At 65.2% G+C, this 20,304-nt stretch carries 19 protein-coding genes; 11 read left to right on the top strand and 8 right to left on the bottom strand.

Annotated elements, in window-relative coordinates; all coding sequences use genetic code 11:
• On the bottom strand, positions 1-819 hold the full coding sequence (locus tag IVA98_RS02265; protein WP_247299380.1) for a 3'(2'),5'-bisphosphate nucleotidase CysQ: 819 nt from the start codon (positions 817-819) through the stop codon (positions 1-3).
• Positions 806-2,173, bottom strand: coding sequence for a TldD/PmbA family protein (locus IVA98_RS02260; protein WP_247299510.1), 1,368 nt, complete (start codon positions 2,171-2,173; stop codon positions 806-808). The genes IVA98_RS02265 and IVA98_RS02260 overlap by 14 nt, the downstream gene beginning before the upstream one ends.
• Before the next feature lie 305 nt (positions 2,174-2,478).
• Between IVA98_RS02260 and IVA98_RS02255 the strand changes: the two genes are divergently transcribed.
• Positions 2,479-2,997: a DUF6101 family protein gene (locus tag IVA98_RS02255; RefSeq protein WP_247299378.1), complete on the top strand. Its 519-nt coding sequence runs from the start codon at positions 2,479-2,481 to the stop codon at positions 2,995-2,997.
• A gap of 7 nt (positions 2,998-3,004) precedes the next feature.
• Here IVA98_RS02255 and ubiA read toward each other — a convergent pair whose 3' ends face one another.
• Positions 3,005-3,937: a 4-hydroxybenzoate octaprenyltransferase gene (gene ubiA, locus IVA98_RS02250; protein WP_247299376.1), complete on the bottom strand. Its 933-nt coding sequence runs from the start codon at positions 3,935-3,937 to the stop codon at positions 3,005-3,007.
• Positions 3,934-4,596, bottom strand: a complete 663-nt coding sequence (locus IVA98_RS02245; protein WP_247299374.1) for a hypothetical protein — start codon at positions 4,594-4,596, stop codon at positions 3,934-3,936. Before IVA98_RS02245 ends, ubiA begins: the two co-directional genes overlap by 4 nt.
• A 210-nt stretch (positions 4,597-4,806) precedes the next feature.
• On the opposite strand from IVA98_RS02245, the gene IVA98_RS02240 reads away from it, so the two are divergent.
• The 6 genes from IVA98_RS02240 to IVA98_RS02215 all read left to right on the top strand — a co-directional run bounded on the left by IVA98_RS02240 (position 4,807) and on the right by IVA98_RS02215 (position 10,737).
• Positions 4,807-5,559, top strand: coding sequence for a 16S rRNA (uracil(1498)-N(3))-methyltransferase (locus IVA98_RS02240; protein ID WP_247299372.1), 753 nt, complete (start codon positions 4,807-4,809; stop codon positions 5,557-5,559).
• 133 nt (positions 5,560-5,692) lie between these two features.
• Positions 5,693-6,844, top strand: a complete 1,152-nt coding sequence (locus IVA98_RS02235) for an ATP phosphoribosyltransferase regulatory subunit (RefSeq protein ID WP_247299370.1) — start codon at positions 5,693-5,695, stop codon at positions 6,842-6,844.
• 3 nt (positions 6,845-6,847) lie between these two features.
• Positions 6,848-7,825: an ATP phosphoribosyltransferase gene (gene hisG, locus IVA98_RS02230; protein ID WP_247336851.1), complete on the top strand. Its 978-nt coding sequence runs from the start codon at positions 6,848-6,850 to the stop codon at positions 7,823-7,825.
• 85 nt (positions 7,826-7,910) lie between these two features.
• On the top strand, positions 7,911-8,957 hold the full coding sequence (locus IVA98_RS02225) for a glycosyltransferase family 2 protein (protein ID WP_247354245.1): 1,047 nt from the start codon (positions 7,911-7,913) through the stop codon (positions 8,955-8,957).
• Positions 8,954-9,799, top strand: a complete 846-nt coding sequence (locus IVA98_RS02220; protein ID WP_247299367.1) for a ChbG/HpnK family deacetylase — start codon at positions 8,954-8,956, stop codon at positions 9,797-9,799. Before IVA98_RS02225 ends, IVA98_RS02220 begins: the two co-directional genes overlap by 4 nt.
• Positions 9,800-9,924: 125 nt before the next feature.
• A complete protein-coding gene (locus tag IVA98_RS02215; RefSeq protein ID WP_247299366.1) occupies positions 9,925-10,737 on the top strand; it encodes a DUF2076 domain-containing protein in 813 nt (270 codons plus the stop codon).
• A 650-nt stretch (positions 10,738-11,387) separates the two neighbouring features.
• Here the strand turns inward: IVA98_RS02215 and IVA98_RS02210 are convergent.
• Complete coding sequence (locus IVA98_RS02210) at positions 11,388-12,200, bottom strand: L,D-transpeptidase (RefSeq protein WP_247299364.1); 813 nt, start codon at positions 12,198-12,200, stop codon at positions 11,388-11,390.
• 311 nt (positions 12,201-12,511) lie between these two features.
• On the opposite strand from IVA98_RS02210, the gene IVA98_RS02205 reads away from it, so the two are divergent.
• Complete coding sequence (locus IVA98_RS02205) at positions 12,512-13,291, top strand: protein phosphatase CheZ (protein ID WP_247277606.1); 780 nt, start codon at positions 12,512-12,514, stop codon at positions 13,289-13,291.
• A gap of 243 nt (positions 13,292-13,534) precedes the next feature.
• On the opposite strand, the gene IVA98_RS02200 is transcribed toward IVA98_RS02205, so the two are convergent.
• Positions 13,535-14,056 carry a hypothetical protein gene (locus tag IVA98_RS02200; protein ID WP_247299362.1) on the bottom strand — a complete coding sequence of 174 codons (522 nt, stop codon included), beginning with the start codon at positions 14,054-14,056 and terminating at the stop codon, positions 13,535-13,537.
• A 316-nt stretch (positions 14,057-14,372) separates the two neighbouring features.
• On the opposite strand from IVA98_RS02200, the gene IVA98_RS02195 reads away from it, so the two are divergent.
• The 3 genes from IVA98_RS02195 (at position 14,373) to IVA98_RS02185 (ending at position 17,815) form a co-directional block, all read left to right on the top strand.
• Positions 14,373-14,669 (top strand): co-chaperone GroES, encoded by a 297-nt coding sequence (locus IVA98_RS02195; RefSeq protein ID WP_247299361.1) that lies wholly within the window; start codon positions 14,373-14,375, stop codon positions 14,667-14,669.
• 159 nt (positions 14,670-14,828) lie between these two features.
• On the top strand, positions 14,829-16,460 hold the full coding sequence (gene groL, locus IVA98_RS02190) for a chaperonin GroEL (RefSeq protein WP_247299360.1): 1,632 nt from the start codon (positions 14,829-14,831) through the stop codon (positions 16,458-16,460).
• Positions 16,461-16,603: 143 nt separating this feature from the next.
• Positions 16,604-17,815: a hypothetical protein gene (locus tag IVA98_RS02185; RefSeq protein ID WP_247299359.1), complete on the top strand. Its 1,212-nt coding sequence runs from the start codon at positions 16,604-16,606 to the stop codon at positions 17,813-17,815.
• Between the two features lie 111 nt (positions 17,816-17,926).
• Here the strand turns inward: IVA98_RS02185 and IVA98_RS02180 are convergent, their stop codons facing one another.
• Both IVA98_RS02180 and IVA98_RS02175 read right to left on the bottom strand, forming a co-directional pair.
• Positions 17,927-18,325, bottom strand: coding sequence for an META domain-containing protein (locus IVA98_RS02180; RefSeq protein WP_247299358.1), 399 nt, complete (start codon positions 18,323-18,325; stop codon positions 17,927-17,929).
• Positions 18,326-18,465: 140 nt separating this feature from the next.
• On the bottom strand, positions 18,466-20,130 hold the full coding sequence (locus IVA98_RS02175) for an L-lactate permease (RefSeq protein ID WP_247299357.1): 1,665 nt from the start codon (positions 20,128-20,130) through the stop codon (positions 18,466-18,468).
• Positions 20,131-20,304 lie beyond the last annotated feature (174 nt).

The following is a 20,304-nucleotide window of genomic DNA, read 5'->3' as shown; positions in this document are numbered from 1 at the left end:
TCAGGGCAAGGGGCGGTTTCGAAAATGCGCGACAATGCCCGCATGACGATCGCGTCCCGCTGCCACCAGCACCCCGTGCGCCACTTCCCGGCGGTTATAGAGGATGGGTTCTCCGGAGAGGTCACTCATCTTACCACCCGCTTCCTGCACGATCAAATCGGCCGCCGCAAGGTCCCAATCTTGGCTGTTGCCGCCCGCAAAAGCCGCATCCAGCGCGCCATCGGCGACCCGGCACAGACGCAGCGCGAGCGAGCCGATTCGCGGATGCAGCTTGATCTCGCCGCCCGTGGCATTGAGCCGCTCGACCAGCGGCTTCGGGCCGGCGACGCGCGCGAAGTCGAGCTCGGACCCGGACGTCGCCCGCACCGGCTCGCCGTTCAGCGTTGTACCCTGGCCGCGGACCGCGAAGAAGAATTCATCGCGCGCCGGAGCGAACACCGCGGCAAGCACCGGTGAGGCATCCTCGACCAGCGCGACGCTGACGCACCAATCGTCATGACCGCCCAGATAATTGCGCGTGCCGTCGATGGGATCGACGATCCAGGTCAGTCGCCGCGACAGCCGTGCCGCATCGTCGGCGCTTTCCTCGGACAGCCAGCCATAGTCGGGCGTCGCAGCGCGCAAGCGCGTTTCGAGCAGATCGTTGACCGCGATGTCGGCTTCCGACACCGGCGAGGATGCCCCCTTGATCCACTTCTTCAGCTCGGTGCGGAACATCGATTGCGCCAGCGCGCCTGCGTCCCGCACCGCGTCCTTCAGCAGCGCCGCATCGCGTGTCAGGATGGTCGCATCGGGGGATTGCGCGTCAGCGTCCGCCAAGCGTCAAACCCTCGATGCGCACCGTCGGCGCATTGATGCCGTAGCGGAATTCGAGATTGTTCGCCGGCTGCATCGACTTGAAGATCTCGAACAGATGCCCGGCGATCGTCACCTCGCTGACGGGATAGGTGATCTCGCCGTTCTCGATCCAGAAGCCGGAGGCGCCGCGGCTGTAATCGCCGGTGACGCCGTTGACGCCGGAGCCGATCAGGTCGGTGACGTAGAAGCCTTGGCTGATGTCGGCGATCAGCTCGGCCGGCGTCGGCGTGCCGGGCTCGAGATGCAGGTTGTACGGCCCGGGCGACGGCGAGGAGGAGACGCCGCGATGGGCGTGGCCGGTGGTGGTGAGGCCAAGCTCGCGCGCGGTGGCGCAGTCGAGCAGCCAGGTCGTCAGCACGCCCTCGTCGACCAGCGCGATCTTCTTCACCGCGACGCCTTCGGCGTCAAACGTCTGCGAGCGCAGGCCGCGCTTGCGCAAGGGATCGTCGACGATGCGAATGTTCTTCGCGAACAGCTGCTGGCCGAGCTTGTCCTTCAAGAAGCTGGTCTTGCGCGCGATCGAGGCGCCGTTAATGGCGCCGACGAGATGGCCGACCAGGGAGCCCGCAACGCGCGGATCGAACACGACGGGCACCTTGCAGGTCTCGACCTTGCGCGGATTGTAGCGCGCCACCGTGCGCTCGCCGGCGGACCGGCCGACGGTTTCCGGCGACAACAAATCGGCGCCGTGTGGCGCCGAGGTGAAGTCGTAGTCGCGCTCCATGCTGGTGCCCTCGCCCGATATGGCGGTGGCGGAAATGCCTTGGCTGGAGCGCAGGTAAGAGCCGTGGAAGCCGGTAGAGGTGACGAGCACCATGCCGCCGATGCCGGCGGAAGCCGAGGCGCCGCCGGATTTGGTCACCCCCTTCACGCCGAGCGCCGCAGCTTCGGCCGCAAGAGCGCGGCGCTCGAGCTCAGATGTCGTGGGCAGGTTGGGATCGAGCAGGTCGAGATCGGGGAAGTCGCGCGCGAGCAGCGCGGGATCGGCGAGGCCGACATATTTGTCGTCGGGCGCAACACGCGCCATCGCCACCGCGCGTTCGGCGAGCTTGGTCACGGCATCGCCGCTGACGTCATTGGTCGAGACCACCGCCTGGCGCTGGCCGACCAGCACGCGCAGGCCGACATCGTCGCCCTCGGACCGCTCGGATTCCTCGACGCGGCCGTCGCGCACCTCGACGCCCTGCGAGACGCCGCGCACTGCGACGGCATCGGCTGCATCAGCGCCGGCGCGCTTGGCGGCCTCGACCAGCCGCTGCGCGAGATCGGAGAGCGCGGACTGATCGAACAGGTCGCGATGGGCCTGCGACGACATTTGGGTCGAAAGCGTCGAGCTTGCGGATGGTGAAGAGTTCACGAACGAAATCCTGTTGGGGCGGGCTCGGGACCGGAACCCACAGATGTGCCCTGATGGCGCGGACTTCAAGCATTTTCAGCCCGCCAAAAGCTCAGATTCGCAGCTCTCGCGCAACGTCTCGTCAATCATGCGCGCCAAGGTCTTGTCAATCATGAGCAGCAGTGACGGTGGGTTAACCAGCCTTTTTAAGCGGTTTCGGAAAGGCGCGCGCTAAGGTCCTCGCATCGACCGGGAACATAATCCCGGCGGGGAGAACTAAAGCCGTGAGGCGTCAAACAGCAACATGCGGGGTCGCTCCCGCCGGGTCGAGCCGCTCCTTGCGGCTCGACCCTCTTTCCCTTCCCGTCCGCTTCGATGCGCACGATCCGCGCGCCGACGGACATGTCCGGCAGATCGAGCTTCATCGCGAGCGTGTCGTGCTGCGCCGTGCCGTTCGCGGCATGCAGATGGCCATCAACGTCCGTGTCAGCGACTTCACCGGCGTCGCGCTGCGCGGCAGTGACGAGGTGCAGACCCTCGTGCTCGTGCATCGCGATCCCTCGCTCTCCATTCCGCTGCTGGTCGGCGCCGATGCCGACGAGATCGCGCAAGCCTGGGCGATCTGGAGCGAGATCTTCGCGCTTCCGCAGCTCGACGAAGGCGCACGCAAACCCGCGCCGCGCCGCCGCCGCGCCAATGCGATCCGCGCCCGCCGCCCGAAATTCTTGATGCGCCGGCGCACCGGCATCGCGCGCGAACTCACCGTTCATCAGGGCGAACGCGAGATCATTGCAAGGGATTGAGTGGCAACTACGCCGCCCGTATTGCAGCGTCGGCGAGTAATCCTGCAAATAGCAACAGCCCCGCATCGCGGTTCGACTTGAACAGGCGCAGGCACAGTTCGGGGTCGTGGATCCTCAGCCGCACGATCTGCCACGCCAGATGAACGGCGAAGGCCGCAAGGCCGAGCCAGGCCGGCCAGCCCGCATCACCTGAAGCCAGCGCGACGCCGATCAGCATCACCGCAAAGCCATAGAACAGGATCAGCGCCTGGTGCGTATGCGCGCCGAACAGGCGCGCGGTGGATTTGATGCCGATCAGCGCGTCGTCCTCCGCGTCCTGATGCGCGTAGATCGTGTCATAGCCGATCACCCATGAAATCGCGCCGGCATAGAGCACGAGTGCGGTGACGTCGATGCGTCCGAAGGTGACGGCAAATCCCATCAGCGCGCCCCAGGAGAAGGCCAGCCCGAGCACGATCTGCGGCCACCAGGTGATGCGCTTCATGAAGGGGTAGATCGCGACGATCAAGAGCGAGGCGATGCCGGTCAGGACCGCGAAGCGGTTGAACTGCAACAGCACCACGAGACCGATCAGCGCCTGTGCGACCATGAAGACCAGCGCCTGCTTCGTGGTCACCTGCCCTGACGGCAATGGCCGCGAGCGGGTGCGCTCGACCTTTTCATCGAGGTCGCGGTCGGTGATGTCGTTCCAGGTGCAGCCGGCTCCGCGCATCACGAAGGCGCCGATGAAGAACAGCACGATGGTGAGCGGCAGGCCGCGGATCTCGTGCGCCATGCCGGCGGCGAGCGCCGCCGACCACCAGCACGGCATCAACAGCAGCCAGGAGCCGATCGGACGGTCGAAGCGGGACAAGCGCAAATAAGGCCGCGTCCATCGCGGCGCGAGCGTATCGACCCAGTTGCCTGTAGAGTCGGCAACGCGGGCGGATGTATCGCTCATCGGGTCAGGACGTTGCCGTTGAGCGTATCGAAGGTGCTGCCGCCCTTCTTGCCGGCATTGGCTTCGGGCGCCGAGCCCGAACCGAGCACCTCGCTCAGCGATGGGCCGGCCGGGCGCGCCTGCTGCTGCTGCATCTGCTGCGCGACCATGCAGACCTTCTTCTGCATGGCCTCGGTGTTCTTGTGGCCGGTCTTCATCTGCTCGCCGATCTGCGGCGGGATTCCGCATTTCGCAGCGTGGGACTCGATGTACTTGATCATCTTCAGCTCAGCCTGGCTGAAATTGCCGATCAGCTTGCAGGCCTCGTCCGGCGGCGCATGACGGTCGCTCGCGGCCTTGATCAGCTTGCCGCGCTTCTCGGCCTCCTCGCGGAGCGGAATGAAGGCCTTCATGCAGTCCTCGCCCGGACCGCCTTGCGTCGGCGGAGCTGCGCTGAAAGCGCCGGCACCGCCGATCGGCGCGGCGCCGTTCACGGGAAAGGATGACTGCGGCGCCGTGCCGACGGAGGCAACGGGTGCCGAGCCGTTCACGGGCGGAAAGGCGGAGCTGGTGGCGGCCTGGTTTGGCAGCGGTGCCGGGAACGCGCTTTGCGCATTAGCGCCCGCAGCACCCATGGCGACCATGGCGGCAGTGATCGGAACCATCAGATGACGGATCATGAAGGCAGTCTCTCCGGCAGGAGCTTACGGGGTTCGGCTTCTTCCAATCGAAGCGCAACCAGCGTGTTCGCGTTTTTACGATTCCCGCCGGCGCTTAACAACCCGCTGAATAGGGCAAGAGCGCGGCGCGGAGACGCACCAATTCGGCGATATTTACCCCCAAAAATACTGGCTTCGGTTAAGAACAGCGGCAAATTGGATCTTTGAACTATGCCTTCCCACGATTTTCGCGCCCCTCGCCTGTTCGTGGACGCCCCCCTCGCCCAAGACGCCAGGGTGCCGCTCGACCGCGACCAGAGCAATTATCTGGGCAACGTGCTCCGGCTGGCCGCCGGGGCCGAGGTTTTGGCGTTCAACGGCCGGGACGGCGAGTGGCAGGCTGCCATCGAAGGCCGCAAACGCCCGGATGGCCTCGTGATCCTTCAGCAGACCCGGCCCCAGGACGGGCTGCCTGACGTGGCCTACGTGTTCGCCCCGCTCAAGCATGCCCGGCTGGATTACATGGTCCAGAAGGCCATCGAGATGGGCGCCGCCACGCTTCAGCCGGTCCTGACCCGGTTCACCCAGGCCTCCCGGGTCAACACCGAGCGAATGCGCGCCAACGTCGTCGAGGCGGCCGAGCAATGCGGTATCCTCAGCATCGCCTCGGTGGCCGAGCCGGTGCCGCTGGAGCGGTATCTCAGCCAGCGCGCCGCAGGCCGGTTGCTGATCTTCTGCGATGAGGCGGCCGCGGTCGCAAACCCCGTTCAGAGCCTGCAGAACGCGCGCGAGGCCGGCAAAGGTATCGACGTGCTGATCGGCCCGGAAGGGGGCTTTGCCGAGGAGGAACGGGCGCTGCTGCTGCGGCAGCCGAGAATCCTGCGGTTGGCGCTCGGCCCGCGGATCATGCGGGCCGACACCGCCGCGGTGGCTGCGCTGACGCTGGTGCAGGCGGTGCTGGGCGATTGGGGCAAGTCCACTTGAGCCGGGAATTGCCCACCCGTTAAGCGATTGATCCTTTGGAGGTCGAAACCGCTTTCGGGCCATGCTAAGGGCTGCGGCAATTCCCGTCCCTTCCCTTGCCTGCCCGGTTCCACCGGGACGATGGACCCCTATTATGACCGCGACCGCCACCTCAAATGCTGCCGGCTCCGCCGCCTGGGCGGATACGCTGCTGTTGTCGTTCGCGCAGGCGGGCTATGTCAGGGCCGAGCCCGCCATCCTGCAACCGGCCGAGCCGTTCCTCGACCTCTCGGGCGAAGACATCCGCAAGAGCCTGTACCTGACCACGGACCTTTCGGGCGAGGAGCTCTGTCTGCGCCCGGACCTGACCATTCCGGTGGCGCGCGATTACCTTGCCTCTGGCCGTGCCGGCCAAGCGGCCGGGTTCAGCTATCTCGGCCCGGTGTTTCGATACCGCAGCGGCCAGACCAGCGAGTTTCTCCAGGCCGGCATTGAGTCCTTCGGCCGTCAGGACCGCGCTGCGGCGGATGCCGAGATGCTGGCGCTGGCCCTGGAGGCAACTGCCGCCTTCGGTGTCGGCGACGTCGAGATCCGCACCGGTGACGTCGCGCTGTTCAATGCCCTGCTCGACGCGCTCGATCTCTATCCGGTCTGGCGCCGCCGCCTGGTCAAGGATTTCAACCGCAAGATCAGCCTGGAGCAGGATCTGGAGCGGCTGGCGGCCGCGGCCACCGCGACCCGCAGCGAATATGAGGGCGTGCTCGCTGCGCTGGCCGGCTCGGACCGCAAGGCGGCGCTCGCCTTCGTCACCGATTTGATGTCGATCGCCGGCACCACCAATGTCGGCGGCCGTACCACGGCCGAGATTGCCGACCGCTTCCTCGAGCAATCGACCCTCAAGGGTGGCGCATTGCCGCGCGAGGCGATCACCGTGCTCAAACGCTTCCTGTCGATCGCAGGCAATCCCGACGATGCCGTCGCAAAGCTGCGTGCACTGACTGCGGATGCCAAGCTCGATCTCACATCTGCGATCGACCAGTTCGAGAGCCGGGTCGGCTTCATGGCTGCGCGCGGCATCGACGTGAAGCTGACGCGTTTCTCGACCGCGTTCGGCCGCGGGCTCGACTATTACACCGGTTTCGAGTTCGAATTGCATCACAGGGGTAATGGCGCCGAGCCGCTGGTCGCCGGCGGCCGCTATGACGGGCTGATGACCCAGCTCGGCTCCGTGCAGCCAATTCCCGCGGTCGGCTTCTCGGTCTGGGTAGACGCGCTGGCCAAGATCGGCCGCAAGGTGGGAGCTTAAGTCATGAGCGCGCCATTCGTTCTGGCCGTTCCCTCCAAGGGCCGCCTTCAGGAAAACACCGAAGCCTTTTTCGCCCGCGCCGGGCTCAAGCTGTCGAAGGCCGGCGGCGCCCGCGACTATCGCGGCGCCATCGCGGGTCTCGACAATGTCGAGGTCGCCTATCTCTCGGCGAGCGAGATCGCCTCGCAACTCTCCCGCGGTTTTGCGCATCTCGGCGTCACCGGGGAAGATCTGGTGCGCGAGAACATCGCGGACGCCGACAAGCGCGTGTCGCTGATCGAGGGGCTCGGCTTCGGCTATGCCGATGTCGTCGTCGCGGTGCCGCAGGCCTGGATCGACGTCCGCACCATGGCCGACCTCGACGACGTCACCACCGGCTTCCGCGAGCAACATCACATGCGGATGCGGGTCGCGACCAAGTTCATCAATCTGACCCGCGCCTTTTTCCAGAGCCACGGCATCACGGACTACCGCATCGTCGAAAGCGCCGGCGCGACCGAAGGCGCGCCCGCGGCGGGCAGTGCCGAGCTGATCGTCGACATCACGACGACCGGTGCGACGCTCGCCGCCAATGGCTTGCGGGTGCTCGACGATGGAGTGATCCTGCGCAGCCAGGCCAATCTGGTCGCCTCCAAAGAGGCCGACTGGTCGTCGCAGGCACGCGAGACTGCGCGCGTCATCCTCGATCACATTGCGGCGCGAGCCCGCGCCAACAAGTACCGCGAGGTCCGCACCCGCTTTCGGCAGTGCGACGCCGCCCTGCTCGGCGAGGCCCACAGCCGGTTCGGCGTCGCGGCCCCGTTTGGCGGACCGACCTCGTCAGGCATGCTGACGCTGCACTGTCCCCCGGGCCAGCTCTATGCGCTGGCGAGCTTCCTGCGCGAGCATGGCGCCGAGACCGTCTCGGTGGTTTCGCTCGACTACGTGTTCGACCGGGAGAATCCGCTGTTCGCCAAGCTCGAGGCCTTCCTGGGGCGGTGAGCCTCAGTTTCGTTCAGCGTAGCGACAGCAAACCGCAGCTACCATATGCTGTTGATAAGACCTAAACGCCTTGGAACCTTGAACGATGACGCTGGGCTCTGACGTTTCCGGCATGACGACCACCGCGGCCAGCGCCGCCGCGAAGGGACTGTCGATTGTCGTCCCCGTCTACAATGAGGCGGCGGGCCTCGCCGCCCTGCACCAGCGGATCTGCGAACTCGCGAAGACCTTGCGGCAGCGCTATCGCCTGGCCTGCGAGGTCGTCTATGTCGACGACGGCAGCGCGGATGCGACGCTGTCGATCGCCCGCAGCCTGCCGGCTGACGCAATCGGCGTCCAGGTGGTCTCGCTGTCGCGCAATTTCGGCAAGGAGGCGGCGCTGATGGCCGGCCTCGACCATGCCCGGCTCGGCGCCGTCATGTTCATGGACGGCGACGGCCAGCATCCGCCGGCCCTGGTCGAGCAGCTGGTGCGGCACTGGATCGATGACGGCTACGACGTCGTCTATACCGCCAAGGCGCATCGCGACAACGAAAGCTTCCTGCGCCGGCTCGCCGTGCACGGCTTCTACGCCCTGATCAATTGGGGCGCGCGGCAGAAGATTCCCGAGGACGCCGGCGATTTCCGCCTGCTCTCGCCGCGGGCGGTCGCAGCGCTGAGACAGCTGCCGGAGCGTAACCGCTTCTTCAAGGGACTGGCCAGCTGGATCGGCTTTCGCCAGATCCGCGTCGACTACGAACCGGCGCCGCGCGCCCATGGCACCACCACCTTCAACGCCGCACGCCTGCTCGGCCTGTCGATCGAGGGCCTGACCTCATTCTCGGTCGCTCCCTTGCGCTTCGCCAGCCTGCTCGGCGTGGTGCTCGCCGGGATCGCCTTCCTGTTCGGCCTCTCGATCCTCTGGGAGGTGTTCACGACTGGCAAGCAGGTGCCCGGCTATCCCTCGCTCGTGGTCGGCCTGATGACCATCGGCGGCGTGCAGCTCATCATGATCGGCATCGTCGGCGAATATATCGGCAAGATCCTCTCCGAGCTAAAGGCGCGCCCGATCTACTTCGTCGCCGAGCACAGCGAAAAGCGCTTCGAGACCGACAACGCCGACGACGCTTCGAAGCGGACGGCGGCCGAATGAGCGCGGCCGCGAGTCTGCGGCGAATCTGGCTCTGCGCCGACGATTACGGTATCAGCGCGGGCGTCAATCGCGCCATCCGCGACCTGATCGAACGCGGCCGCCTCAACGCCACGTCGGTGATGATGGTGGGACCTGCGATCGCGCGCAGCGAGATCGAAGCGCTGGAGGCGGCAGCCAAATCGAGCCCGCATTGCGCGATCGGCCTCCACGTGACGCTGTCGGCACCGTTCCGGCCGCTCACCATGCATTTCCGTCCACTCGACGGCGACATGTTCTTGGCCTTTCCGAAGCTGCTGCGCGCCGCACTGATGCGACGGCTCGACCGCGAATTCTTTCGCAACGAGGTGAAGGCGCAGCTCGCAGCTTTCATGGAAGCATTCGGGCGTGCGCCCGACTTCGTCGACGGCCACCAGCACGTCCAGCTCTATCCGCAGGTGCGCGACGGCTTTGTCGATGCCGTTAGCGAGACCGCACCGAACGCTTGGGTACGCCAGGGCGGCCGCAACCTGCCGCTGGCGCGGCGGCTGGCCTCACCAAAGGCCATGGTGCTCGATATCCTCAGTGCCCAATTCCGCCGCCGCGCCGGCAGCGCCGGCCTCAGCTTCAATCCAGGCTTCGCCGGCGCTTACGACTTCACGCGGGCGGCCGATTTCGGCGCATTGATGCGGCAGTTCCTGGAAGGCCTCCCCGACGGTGGTCTCGTGATGTGTCATCCCGGATTCGTCGATGAAGTCCTTGTTGGCCTCGACCCGATGACGGATGTGCGCGAACGCGAGCACGCTTATCTCGCCAGCGACGCATTCCCACGTCTGCTAGCGGACAGTGGCGTCACGCTGGGGTGAAATCGCCGAAACGGCGGTGCGAGGCAGCTTGTCGCATACCGAAATTTAATCCGGCCGGCACTGTTGGGGCCACAATGGAACCCTACATCTGCCTCGCGCTTGGTTTTGCGCGAAGGAGACAGATCATGACGCCGCAGGAACGCCAGCTCGTCGACGAGCTTTTCGACCGGCTTACCAAACTGGAAAATGCACCGCGCGATCCCGACGCGATCGCCGCGATCTCCGACGGCTTGCGCAAGGCACCCGGTGCGATCTACGCGCTGGTCCAGACCGTGCTGTTGCAGGACGAAGCGCTGAAGCGCGCCCACAGCCGCATCCAGGAGCTGGAAGCGGGGCAGGCGCCCGAGCAGGCGCAGTCCGGCGGCTTCCTAGATACCATGCGTGACACGCTATTCGGCGGCGGCTCGTCGCGCGGTTCTGTGCCGAACGTGCCGCCGCGCGATTCGCGGCCGGTCTGGAACAGCGGCCAGGCGATGCAGCAAGGCCAGCCGGGTTATGGTCAGCCGCCTTACGGACAAGCCTATGGCCAAGGTCCGGGTCAGGGCTATGGCGCGCCTCCTATCGGCGGTGGTGGTGGCTCGTTCCTCGGCACGGCGGCGGCGGCTGCAGCCGGCGTCGTCGGCGGCTCGCTGCTGCTCTCCAGCATCCGCGGCATGATGGGCGGACCGCATCAGCAGGCTTTTGGCGACACCAACGCCTTGGGCGACCGCAGCCCCTGGGGCGGCAGCGATCAGTCGGGCGGCTCGCTCGCGCGCGACGCGGGCCTCAATGACATCGGCTCGAATCGCGACTCCCGCCAGGGCTTCTTCGACCAGGCGTCGAACGACCGGGACAACAACAGCGATCAGAGCTACGACGACGATCGCGACGACAACATGGATCTGGCCGACGACAGCGATTTCGACGGCGGCGACGACGGCGGCAGCGATTACGCGTGAGCAATTCGCCCGATAGATGCGCAGCGGCCGCCTTTAGGCGGCCGTTTTCTTTTGCCGGATAACTCAAGCGCCCTCGCTGCCAGGTCGCGCAGAGAATCCGATCGATACATATGACTAATGCGCCTCTTGTTGCATTGCACGGAGCTGACCGGCCGGACGCGCCGAGTTCACCATGAAACACGAAATCGCCTTCTGACACGCGCGGCCGTAGACTCCCGGATTTCCAAATTTGGACATGGGTGTTCAACTTGAAGAACACGTTGCTCATGCCACACACACCGACGTGGCTGCCTCTCTGGTTATAGTTGGGGTTTTAGAAATGAGTCCACTTCAGCAGCGCATTGCAACCTTGTCCGACATGACAACACATCTCATCACCGAATTGTACGAGTTGGAGGGACTGCACGAGCGTGTCAGGAAGGCGGAGCGGTCGGCGCGGCGGTTGAACCGCTCCGCTCGCACACCGCATTCCCATTCGTCAACTCGTCGTCGCCGCTCGCTTGCCCATCGTCTCGGGTCGACGCGTCACCGCCAGCGAGCATAGACGCTAGCTGAAGGCGTACGCCGGCGGCACGCAACGCCTTCGATGCCGGGCATCGCGAGCTGGCGCGACACGCGGAGTAGTCGGCTCACATCGAGCGCATGACGCTTCACATCACCACGACCTTGGTGCCGACATTGACGCGGCTATAGAGGTCGATGACGTCCTCGTTGCGCATGCGGATGCAGCCGGAGGAGACGTTGGTGCCGATGGTCCAGGGCTCGTTGGAGCCGTGAATGCGATAGAGCGTAGAGCCCAGATACATCGCGCGGGCGCCGAGCGGATTTTCCGGGCCGCCTTCCATGTGCCGGGGCAGATCGGGGCGGCGCGCGAGCATTTCCGCCGGCGGCGTCCAGTCTGGCCATTCGCGCTTGGCCGTGATCGACTTCACGCCCGACCAGGTGAAGCCGGGACGACCCACACCGATGCCGTAACGCATTGCCCTGCCATTGCCCTCGACCAGATAGAGGAACTTGTTCGGCGTATCGACCACGATCGTGCCGGGACTTTCCTTGCCGCTATAGTCGACGAGTTGCTTCTCGAATTTCGGATCGAACGGACGCTGCCGCGGATCGACCGCGTCCTGCTGGACCGCACCTTGCGGAAGCGCGCCTTGCATCTGCGGCTCGCCCATCGGCGGCAGACGGCGCTGGTCGTAATAGGCCGGCTGCTGCTGATACACCGGCCGCTCGGGCGCGTAGGCCGGACCACGACCGGGACCGTCACCGAATAGAAACTCGATGAAGCCGCCGCCCATGTTTGAATTGGAGGCGACGCGCACTGGCGCCTGCGGTATCTGCGGCGCATAGAGCACTGCGGGCGGATCGTTCGGCATCCTGTTGTCGAAGGCGCTGGCGCTGTTTGCGCCCGCAATGACGGTGCAAGCGCTGCCGAGCAGCGCGACGGACATCTTCTTGAACATCGACGTACTCTGTACTGTTTCGTCTAGATCGCATGCCGTGGAGAGCTGGCGGCTGATCCGCGTCCCTCGGCGTGGTCAATAAAAAGCAAAAGCCGTTTTGTTTGGTAAACGGAAGCAGCGTTTGGATTCACCACGTCGTCAAGCGCGGGGCAATTTGGCGATCAGCGTTTATTTTCGGTGAATGCAGCAAGGCCATGGTTAATCGCGTCCTTGCGCGGCGGCGCGACGCCGCGCATCAGTTCCTGCTGTGAACTTCGTGTTAAATCGCTTCTGCCTACAAAGACGCGTGAGTGAGGTGGGGGAGTATCGTGATGGCTGTTCACCGCAAACGTTTCCGTGTCGAAGACATCGTCGGTGGCGAGATGCCGATTCTTGACGAAACCGAAGAGGCAATCCCGATGCACAGCGAGATCATGGCCGAGTTGCGAGCGATCCGCGCACAGATGGCGAAGGGCACTATTCCGCTGTCCGGCAGCGCCGCCATGGCGGCGATCGATGCCTCCACCACCCACGAGCTCTCCGAGGCCCGCACCATGCTCGAGACCTACCGGGCCCAGATCGAGCAGTGCGAGAAGCTGAAGGTCGAGCTCGACCTCATCCACGACGCCATCGACCGCACCAAGCGCGAGATCGCGACGCTGCACGGTAAGAGCTTCGACGGCGGCGAAATGGCCAAGGTCAATGGCGAGCTTGGCGCGGTCGTCGGCGGCACCGAGCAGGCGACCCAGCAAATCCTCGAAGCCGCCGAGTCGATCGACCAGGCGGCCAGCGCGATGTCCAAGGTGCAATCGGCCGATCAGCAGAAGCGGCTCGCCGACGACATCCAGGAACGCGTCATCTCGATCTTCGAAGCCTGCAACTTCCAGGACCTGACCGGCCAGCGCATCAGCAAGGTCATGACCACGATGAAGTTCATCGAGCAGCACATCAATGCGATGATGGAGATCTGGGGCGGCGTCGACGCGATCAAAGCCCATGTGCCCGCGCATGTCGACAACCGCAGCGAGGACGAGAAGCTCCTCAACGGCCCGAAGCTCGCCGGCGACGTCGGCCACGCCTCGCAGGACGACATCGACGCGCTGTTCGACTGAGCGGACGCGAGGATAAGAACGAGACGTCGGCCTTGGGGGCCGGCGTTCTTGTTTTTGGAGACGTCGATCGCGCGCCCTTCTTCCCTTCTCCCCTTGTGGGAGAAGGTGGCGCGAAGCGCCGGATGAGGGGTCTGTATCCGCGAACTCAAATGAAGTTGAATTTCGGGGAGAGAGACCCCTCACCCGTCTCGCCGCTGTCGCGGCGAGCCAACCTCTCCCACAAGGGGAAAGGGGAAAAGTCAATCACGCTCTCGGCGCGCAGCGGACGTAGACCATGTTGCCGTAGCGGGTGGCAGCGTCCTTGTCGATGAAACGGGTGATCAGCACGCGGCCGTCGAAGGAGATGATCTCGCGGTCCTGCTCGCCCGGCGTCGGGCCGGCCGGCCCGATGTAATTCTTGCCGCTCGGGGAGCCCTTCAGCCGCAGCTCCTGCGGGGTCGCCTGGTCGGCCAGATGCATGATCACGCCGCCGGAAGAGCCGGCGGTGATCACATAAGGATTCTTGCACTGGGCCCGGGCGGCCGCCTCGGTGCGGGCCCGGTCGGCCGGATTCTGGAACGAGGCGAGGCCCCAGCGGCCGACGATCTCGTCGGGACGGATCGTTGCGGGCATCTCCGGACCGGTGCCGGGCTCAGCCTCGGGCGGCGGCGAAGACGACGAGAAGGACGGCAGGCTCATGCCGCCGCCGCAGGCGCCCAGCAATAGCGCCAGGCAAGTCGCGGCGGCCAGATTGGCAACCGTGCGCGCGCGAGCTGAATTGATCATGGCATTCCCCCGAACAAGACCATGGCCGCACCCCTGCCGCAGCCAAGCGCAAAACCGCTGCCGGAGCAATGCCGTCGTTTGATACGCCGGCGCCCCGAACGAGTTTCCAATGCCACCATCCTATATCCGCCTCACCAATCGCTTAACCACCTTTGCTTGACAGGATCGCGGCCAAGCCATATTTCCGGGCGCACTATTAGCACTCGGAAAGCCCGATTGCTAAGCGCGCCGTCCGCTCCTCGGCAAGAGGGTGGGCGGAAGCGCCGCCCCAACCCACTTCCACTACTTCCGAAGCGAGCCTCCAAAGGGAAACGTCATGGCTAAATCCAAATTTCGTCCGCTGCATGACCGTGTCGTGGTTAAACGTATCGACGCCGAGGAAAAGACCAAGGGCGGCATCATCATTCCCGACACTGCCAAGGAAAAGCCCTCCCAGGGCGAAATCGTCGCCGTCGGACCCGGCGGCCGCGACGAGACCGGCAAGCTGATCCCGATCGACCTCAAGGTCGGCGACCGCGTGCTGTTCGGCAAGTGGTCGGGCACCGAGGTCAAGATCGAGAACGAAGAGCTCCTGATCATGAAGGAGTCGGACATCATGGGCGTGCTGGCCTAAGACCAACCGCCTGAACGGCCGCTGAATATCCCTACTGTCATGCCCGGGCCTGACCCGGGCATCCATCATTCTTCGCTTGAAGATGGATTGCCGGGTCGAGCCCGGTAATGACGAAGGGAAGCGCGGCAGACACAACACCAAACACGAGAGACTGCAGATATGGCTGCCAAAGACGTCAAGTTTTCCGGAGACGCGCGCGATCGCATGCTGCGCGGCGTCGACATTCTCGCCAACGCCGTCAAGGTGACGCTCGGCCCGAAGGGCCGCAACGTCGTCATCGAGAAGAGTTTTGGCGCACCCCGCATCACCAAGGACGGCGTCACCGTCGCCAAGGAGATCGAGCTCGAGGACAAGTTCGAGAACATGGGCGCCCAGATGGTGCGTGAGGTCGCCTCCAAGACCAACGACCTCGCCGGTGACGGCACCACCACCGCAACCGTGCTGGCCCAGGCCATCGTGCGCGAAGGCGCCAAGGCGGTTGCCGCCGGCATGAACCCGATGGACCTCAAGCGCGGCATCGACATCGCGGTTGCCGCGGTAGTCAAGGACATCGAAAAGCGCGCCAAGCCGGTCGCCGCCTCCTCCGAGGTTGCCCAGGTCGGCACCATCTCGGCCAACGGCGATGCCGCCATCGGCAAGATGATCGCCCAGGCGATGCAGAAGGTCGGCAACGAGGGCGTCATCACCGTCGAGGAGAACAAGTCGCTCGACACCGAAGTCGACATCGTCGAGGGCATGAAGTTCGACCGCGGCTATCTCAGCCCCTACTTCGTCACCAATGCCGAGAAGATGACCGCCGAGCTCGAGGACGCCTACATCCTCCTGCACGAGAAGAAGCTCTCGGGCCTGCAGGCCATGCTGCCGGTGCTCGAAGCCGTGGTGCAGTCCGGCAAGCCGCTCGTCATCATCGCCGAGGACGTCGAGGGCGAGGCATTGGCCACCCTGGTCGTGAACCGCCTGCGCGGCGGCCTCAAGGTCGCAGCCGTCAAGGCGCCGGGCTTCGGCGACCGCCGCAAGGCCATGCTCGAGGACATCGCGATCCTCACCGGCGGCCAGCTGATCTCCGAGGAGCTCGGCATCAAGCTCGAAAACGTCACGGTGAAGATGCTCGGCCGCGCCAAGAAGGTGGTGATCGACAAGGAGAACACCACGATCGTCAACGGCGCCGGCAAGAAGCCCGACATCGAGGCCCGCGTCGGCCAGATCAAGGCTCAGATCGAGGAGACCACCTCGGACTACGACCGTGAGAAGCTCCAGGAGCGCCTCGCCAAGCTCGCCGGCGGCGTCGCGGTGATCCGCGTCGGCGGCGCGACTGAGATCGAGGTCAAGGAGAAGAAGGACCGCGTTGAGGACGCGCTCAACGCCACCCGCGCCGCGGTGCAGGAAGGCATCGTGCCCGGCGGTGGCGTTGCGCTGCTGCGCGCCAAGAAGGCGGTCGGCCGCCTCTCCAACGCCAATGCGGACGTCCAGGCCGGCATCAACATCGTGCTGAAGGCGCTCGAAGCCCCGATCCGCCAGATCTCCGAGAACGCGGGCGTGGAAGGCTCGATCGTCGTCGGCAATATCCTGGAGAACAAGTCCGAGACCTTCGGCTTCGACGCCCAGACCGAGGCCTATGTCGACATGGTCGAGAAGGGCATCATCGATCCCGCCAAGGTGGTCCGCACCGCGCTGCAGGACGCCTCCTCCGTGGCCGGCCTGCTGGTGACCACCGAGGCCATGGTCGCCGAGACGCCGAAGAAGGAAGCGCCGCCCGCCATGCCGGCCGGCGGCGGCATGGGCGGCTTCTAACGCCCATCTCACCTTACAATGTTGCGAAGGCCGCCTCCGGGCGGCCTTCTTTTTTGCCGACCCTGCCCCTCCGCTTTCCGATTCAACCGGCGGCCAAAACCCACTACGGTGGCGCCGATTCTGATGGCTCGAGGATTTCGTCGATGCGCGCGCTCCTGGTTTGTTCGACCGCCCTTTTGGCAGCCTTGCTCGCCGTTTCGCCTGAGGTCGCTTCCGCCCAGATGAAGCTATCACCGAAGGCCACGACGCCGGGTGGAACCGAGACGCGCTATTTCACGTCGATCGACGGGCTGATGGACGGTAATGCCGACGCGATCCTGAAGGAGACGCGTCAGGGTAAGACGGTCACGGCGGCCGTGCTCGACGTCTGCTATCCGATGGCGAAGAATTCCGACCGCAAGGACCGCTTCGTCGTCAATCTTCAGGTTGCAGGCCAGAACCTGACGGGCACGACGCAGAGCCTCGGCGCGAAGGCACCCGTCAGTGTCAAGCTGCTGCGCAAGCAGGTCGGGGACATGTTCGAATTCCGCGGTCAGATCACGATCGGACAGGTCGTGACCGAGGTCACCTCGTCCGACAATTCCGATCTCAGCGAGAAGGAATTCCTGGACAACCAGACCTCCGATGACGGCATCACGCCGCAGCCGAAGGATTTCACCGACGTCTCGCCGGAGGCGATCGCGGTCAAGGTCAAGCTCGATGCCGCGACCGACTTCCTGAAGAGCCTGAAGGGCCAGGAGGTCGAGGTGACGCTGGCCAGCCTCAATGTCAGCTGCGACGCCCTGCGCGCCGGTGAGCAGACCATCAACATGTCCGTCGATCCGGAGCGCGCGGGCGCACTGCTGGCAAAGTTCAAGACGATGCCCGGCGTCACCGCCGCCGGGTGGACCGCGGGCATGACCGAGATGGACCGCACCATCCGCTTCCCCGCCGCCGACTGGCGCGACGGCGACAAGATCAACCGCGACAAGCTCGCGACCGCGGTTGCGGGCGTGCTGAGCAGGACGCTCGCGGCAAAGCCGGTCTCACAGAGCTTCAACCCCGCCACCGGCAAGCTCAAGCTGGTGTTCAAGCGGCCGAACCAGGATCACCCGGCGCTAGAGCTCACCGACACGATCGAGGTCGCAGGGCTCGTTTCGCCCGACAAGCCCGGCACGACCGACAAGCTGATGCTCTGGATCGGCAGCCCCGCGACGACCACGGCCGATGAGAGCGCCGGCGCCAGGCTCAATCTGTCCGACGACGCGAGCCCCGACGAAGAAGGCGATCTGCCCGACGACAACGGCTCGATCGAGGCGCTTGCCAGGGAGCTGAAGGGTCAGCGCTGGGACGCCGACAAGTCGGTGTGGAAGTGACGAAGTCATTCCGGGGCGACGCACCAGCGTCGAACCATGGTGCGCAATCGCGCCCCTGAATCTCGCGCCACAATCTGCAGATTCCGGGTTCACGTTTCGCGCGCCTCACGCTCAATTCCCGTTGACGCGAAAGCGCAGCGGCTTGGGACCGACCAGCGTGAGCACCTCGCCCTGGCGCTTCCAAGTCTCGACGCTGCCGAGCGCGGCCACGAGATCGTCGTCGGCCTGCGCCTTCGCAGGCGGACAGGACCGGTCCTGGATCTGGCCGGGGACGAAGATCACGGTGTTGCCGGCGACCGAGAACTGGCCCTTGCCGCCCTTGCACCAGAGCTCCAGCACGACCTCGCCATTGTCGCCGATCTCGATGTTCGGTATCCGCTTCGACCCGGGCTGCGGCAGCGCTTCCAGCGTCATCTCGGTGCCGAACGGGAACCCCTCCTCGGCACGCGCAAGCGTGGACATCGCGAACATTGCCACTGCCGCACACGTCAATCGTTTGAGCGAAACCATGAGACCTCTCGACCACCTGACTTGCCGCACCTTCTATAAGACGGCGACGCCCTTGAGAAGTTCGCGCAGGCGGATGTAGATGCAAAAATCCCCGCGAGGCGAACCGCGCGGGGATTTGCGTCGCAGCCTGGCGCCGATGGCTACTTCAGCACCAGGGCCGTGAACGGCCAGACATAGGCCTGCAACGTCACGAGCACACCGACGAGGCAGGCGAGCACGATCGAGTGCCAGAACACGAAGCGCAGGATGGTGCCCTCGTGGCCGTACCAGTTGGTCGCAGTGGAGGCGACCACGATGGACTGCGCGTCGATCATCTTGCCCATCACGCCGCCGGAGGAGTTCGCCGCGGCCATCAGGACCGGCGACAGGCCGAGCTGCTCGGAGGTGATCTTCTGCAGGTTTCCGAACAGCACGTTGGAGGCGGTGTCCGATCCCGTCAGTGCGACGCCCAGCCAGCCGAGCAGCGTGCCGAAGAAGGGATAGAGCACGCCGGTTGCCGCGAAGGCGAGACCGAGCGTCGCGTCGACACCGGATAGCCGGGTCAGCGTCCCGATCGCGAGCATCGCCGAGATCGTGATCAGCGAGATCGCGCACAGCCGGATGGTGCGGCCGTATTCGGTCAGGAGCCGGCCGGGACCGACGCCCATCAGGAAGCCGGAGATGATCGCCGCGATCAGCATGCCCGTGCCGGTGAAGGACAGGTAGGTGAAGGCGAACACCGCGCTTTCCTTGGTCGGCCCTGGCGCGACCGGCGGCATCTTGTTGATCATCTGGTGCAGCTCGGGCACGGGATAGTTCCAGGTGAAGATCGAGTTCGCCCAGCCCTTGAAGGCGCCGCTGCCCCAGACCAGCATCACGATGCAGACGATGATCCACGGCAGCAACGCATTAAACAGCTCGCCCTGCGTGAGTGGCGTCTTGTCGAGCGGCTTTGCCGCCGCCATCGTCGAGGCCGATTCGTCGCGGCCGCGCAGCGCCGGCGATAACCAGAGCTGCTTCGGCTGCCACACCTTCAGGAACAGGATCAGCGCGCCCATCGAGATCAGCGAGGCCCCGATGTCGACGATCCAGGGATTGATGTAATTGGAGATGACGAATTGCGGGATCGCGAACGACACGCCCGTGACGAGGATCGCCGGCCAGACGTCCTTCATGCCCCTCCAGCCCGCGAACGCCCACACCACCCAGAACGGCACGATCAGGGAGAAGAACGGCAATTGCCGGCCGACCATCGCACCCAAGGTATAGGGATCGAGCCCGGTGACGGAGGCAAGGCCCTGGATCGGCGTGCCCAGCGCGCCATAGGCGACCGGTGCGGTGTTGGCGATCAGCGACAGGCCGGAAGCCGCGAGCGGCGAGAAGCCGAGGCCGATCAGCACCGCACCCGTGATCGCGACCGGCGTGCCGAAGCCCGAAGCGCCCTCGAAGAATGCGCCGAACGAGAACGCGATCAGCAACAATTGCAGCCGCCGATCTTCGGTGACGCCGCCGACCGCGCGCTTCAAGAGCTCGAAGCGCCCGGTGGTCACCGTCACCTGGTAGAGGAAGATGACGTTGAGGACGATCCAGCCGATGGGGAAGAACCCTGTGACGATGCCCAGCACGGAGGCGCGGATCGACATGTTCGCGGGCATGGTAAAGACGAAAATCGTGATCAGGTTGGTCACGATCACGGCGATGATTGCGGCGATGTGGGCCTGGACGCGCCCGCTCGCGATCAGGACCAGCAGCGTGACGACGGGCACCGCTGCCGCGATCGTCGACAGCACCGGGCTGTGCAGCGGATCATAGATTTGATTCCACATGGTCTTCCTCCCCCACGCATGTTGCGGCAGGCGACTCGCGTGGAGAGCCGATCCTGCTTGACGCTGGAAGCGATAACCCCCGAGCTGGACGCGAATTCCTCGCGAATGCGGCGGTTCCCGTCCGCTCACAAGCTCGCGAAACCCTGTTCACCCCGCCCTGCGCCGTCGAGCCCC

It is taken from the genome of Bradyrhizobium sp. 160 (genome assembly GCF_023073735.1).
In the GTDB taxonomy this organism is placed as follows: domain Bacteria; phylum Pseudomonadota; class Alphaproteobacteria; order Rhizobiales; family Xanthobacteraceae; genus Bradyrhizobium.
The sequence above is the reverse complement of the archived record's forward strand: the minus strand, read 5'-3'. Positions and strand labels throughout refer to the sequence as shown.

Excerpts from the sequence above, each read along its gene's own strand:
- IVA98_RS02185 (WP_247299359.1), top strand. The coding sequence starts at position 16,604 with ATGCGCGCGCTCCTGGTTTGTTCGACCGCCCTTTTGGCAGCCTTGCTC.
- ubiA (WP_247299376.1), bottom strand. The coding sequence starts at position 3,937 with ATGAGCGATACATCCGCCCGCGTTGCCGACTCTACAGGCAACTGGGTC.
- hisG (WP_247336851.1), top strand. The coding sequence starts at position 6,848 with ATGAGCGCGCCATTCGTTCTGGCCGTTCCCTCCAAGGGCCGCCTTCAG.
- groL (WP_247299360.1), top strand. The coding sequence starts at position 14,829 with ATGGCTGCCAAAGACGTCAAGTTTTCCGGAGACGCGCGCGATCGCATG.
- IVA98_RS02195 (WP_247299361.1), top strand. The coding sequence starts at position 14,373 with ATGGCTAAATCCAAATTTCGTCCGCTGCATGACCGTGTCGTGGTTAAA.
- IVA98_RS02175 (WP_247299357.1), bottom strand. The coding sequence starts at position 20,130 with ATGTGGAATCAAATCTATGATCCGCTGCACAGCCCGGTGCTGTCGACG.
- IVA98_RS02245 (WP_247299374.1), bottom strand. The coding sequence starts at position 4,596 with ATGATCCGTCATCTGATGGTTCCGATCACTGCCGCCATGGTCGCCATG.
- IVA98_RS02235 (WP_247299370.1), top strand. The coding sequence starts at position 5,693 with ATGACCGCGACCGCCACCTCAAATGCTGCCGGCTCCGCCGCCTGGGCG.
- IVA98_RS02200 (WP_247299362.1), bottom strand. The coding sequence starts at position 14,056 with ATGATCAATTCAGCTCGCGCGCGCACGGTTGCCAATCTGGCCGCCGCG.
- IVA98_RS02225 (WP_247354245.1), top strand. The coding sequence starts at position 7,911 with ATGACGCTGGGCTCTGACGTTTCCGGCATGACGACCACCGCGGCCAGC.
- IVA98_RS02215 (WP_247299366.1), top strand. The coding sequence starts at position 9,925 with ATGACGCCGCAGGAACGCCAGCTCGTCGACGAGCTTTTCGACCGGCTT.
- IVA98_RS02220 (WP_247299367.1), top strand. The coding sequence starts at position 8,954 with ATGAGCGCGGCCGCGAGTCTGCGGCGAATCTGGCTCTGCGCCGACGAT.
- IVA98_RS02240 (WP_247299372.1), top strand. The coding sequence starts at position 4,807 with ATGCCTTCCCACGATTTTCGCGCCCCTCGCCTGTTCGTGGACGCCCCC.
- IVA98_RS02260 (WP_247299510.1), bottom strand. The coding sequence starts at position 2,173 with ATGTCGTCGCAGGCCCATCGCGACCTGTTCGATCAGTCCGCGCTCTCC.
- IVA98_RS02210 (WP_247299364.1), bottom strand. The coding sequence starts at position 12,200 with ATGTTCAAGAAGATGTCCGTCGCGCTGCTCGGCAGCGCTTGCACCGTC.
- IVA98_RS02180 (WP_247299358.1), bottom strand. The coding sequence starts at position 18,325 with ATGGTTTCGCTCAAACGATTGACGTGTGCGGCAGTGGCAATGTTCGCG.
- IVA98_RS02205 (WP_247277606.1), top strand. The coding sequence starts at position 12,512 with ATGGCTGTTCACCGCAAACGTTTCCGTGTCGAAGACATCGTCGGTGGC.